Source organism: Pseudomonas spartinae (genome assembly GCF_965197125.1).
In the GTDB taxonomy this organism is placed as follows: Bacteria; Pseudomonadota; Gammaproteobacteria; order Pseudomonadales; family Pseudomonadaceae; genus Aquipseudomonas; species Aquipseudomonas composti_A.
In genome coordinates, this window is the sequence record NZ_CBDAMB010000029.1 from 1 (window position 1) to 2056 (window position 2056).

2 protein-coding genes are annotated in these 2056 nt (G+C 55.4%); both read left to right on the forward strand.

The window, feature by feature from the left end:
• Positions 1-129: 129 nt before the first annotated feature.
• Complete coding sequence (locus ACN8M7_RS25880; RefSeq protein WP_004374688.1) at positions 130-807, forward strand: heavy metal response regulator transcription factor; 678 nt, start codon at positions 130-132, stop codon at positions 805-807.
• A gap of 2 nt (positions 808-809) precedes the next feature.
• Positions 810-2056 (forward strand): heavy metal sensor histidine kinase (locus ACN8M7_RS25885; RefSeq protein ID WP_490262619.1); only part of this gene is annotated, 1247 nt, incomplete at its 3' end.

Sequence of the window (2056 nt, forward strand, 5' to 3'; positions counted from 1 at the left end):
CTCATGCTTGCACCCTAGACAAGCCACCCTGTCAGTGAGCTGAAGTCAGAATTACATTTTCGTAAGCTTCTGGTTGGGGCCGCGGTTTGCCTGCAAACTCAGGCCACCCGACTTTTGGAGTCTGCACACATGAAACTACTGGTAGCTGAAGACGAACCCAAAACCGGTACGTACCTCCAGCAAGGTCTCACCGAGGCTGGGTTCAATGTCGACCGGGTTATGACCGGTACAGATGCCCTTCAGCATGCACTTAGCGAAGCCTATGACCTGCTAATTCTGGATGTAATGATGCCTGGGCTGGACGGTTGGGAAGTGCTGCGCATGTTGCGCGCAGCAGGAAAAGACGTCCCCGTACTGTTCTTGACGGCACGCGATGGTGTGGAAGACCGCGTTAAAGGGTTGGAGCTGGGTGCGGACGACTACCTGATCAAGCCATTTGCTTTCTCAGAGCTTCTGGCCAGGGTCAGAACGCTGCTGCGTAGAGGCAATGGCTCACCCACGCAAACAACGATGAAAATTGCCGATTTGGAAGTCGATCTGATGAAGCGTCGCGCCATCCGCGGCGGTAAACGAATTGACCTGACCGCGAAGGAGTTTTCACTGCTGGAACTGCTACTGCGCCGGCGCGGCGAGGTGCTCCCGAAGTCGCTGATTGCCTCTCAGGTTTGGGACATGAATTTCGACAGCGACACCAATGTCATTGAGGTTGCGGTACGCCGGCTACGCGCAAAAATCGATGACGATTTCGATCTCAAGCTGATTCATACCGCCCGCGGCATGGGATACATGATGGATGCGCCGGAGTGAATATGAAGCACCTTTCGCTGACAGCACGCATGAGCCTGATGTTCATGTCCGCGGTAATTGCAGTCCTGACGGTAGCAGGGCTGAGTTTCAATATGCTCAGCCAGCACCACTTCAAGATGCTGGATCGGCAGGCCCTGGTGGAGAAACTCGAATCCGCCAAACATATCCTCAACAATGCTCGCGGTGAAGCGAGCCTTTCGGAAGAATTACCGCAGTTGCGAGCCTTGCTGGGAGCCCATCAGGATCTGGCGGCCACTATCCTGGCCAGTGACGGTTCTGTACTGTTCTCCGACCCCAGAGCAGTCGAAGTACCAGAGCGTTTCAGACGTGAAAATGAGCAGAGCATGTGGGAGTGGCAGAACGGCCAACACATGTACCGCGGCATGACGGCGCAAATCTCGGTAGCCGATCAGGCTGAGCCGCTCACAGCTTTGCTGATTCTTGACGTCACCAATCACACACACTTTTTCGACACGCTGCAACGATGGTTCTGGATTGGATTGGTCATCAGTGCCCTGTTCAGTGCCGCGCTCGGCTGGGTGGTTGCTCGCAGCGGCCTTAGGCCTCTGCGGCAAGTCACTCATGTGGCCTCCGGGATGTCCGCTCGCTCGTTACAGGAACGAATCCCTCTCGAACCAGTGCCGCGGGAACTTCAGCAACTGGTTCTATCCTTCAATGCGATGTTGGCTCGGCTAGAGGATGCCTTCGTTAGGCTCTCCAATTTTTCGGCCGACATTGCCCACGAGCTACGCACGCCCGTTAGCAACCTGATGACCCACACCGAGGTCGTGCTGAGTAAAAAACGCGATATCAATGCCTATGAGGAGAATCTGTACTCCAACCTGGAGGACTTGAAGCGCATGTCTCGGATGATTGATGACATGCTGTTCTTGGCCAAGGCTGATAATGGCCTGATCATCCCCGAGCAGGCCAGGATCGAACTGGCTGACGTAGTCTTCAAGCTGTTTGACTACTACCACCTTCTGGCCGAAGAGCGCGGCATTGAGCTATCGCTCACAGGCAAAGGCCAAGTGCTGGGAGATCGGCTGATGCTTGATCGCGCGCTATCCAACTTGCTGTCCAATGCGCTGCGCTACACGCCGGCGGGACAGACAATTTCGGTTCTGATCCGCGAGACAGAGGACTCCACTACCTTCAGTATCGAGAACCCAGGGGACACAATCAGCTCAGAGCATCTAGAGAAGCTCTTCGACCGTTTTTACCGGGTTGACCCCGCTCGGCGGGAGGG

What these genes read in the sequence shown, in the direction of transcription:
- ACN8M7_RS25880 (WP_004374688.1), top strand. Translation starts at nt 130, where the DNA reads ATGAAACTACTGGTAGCTGAAGACGAACCCAAAACCGGTACGTACCTC.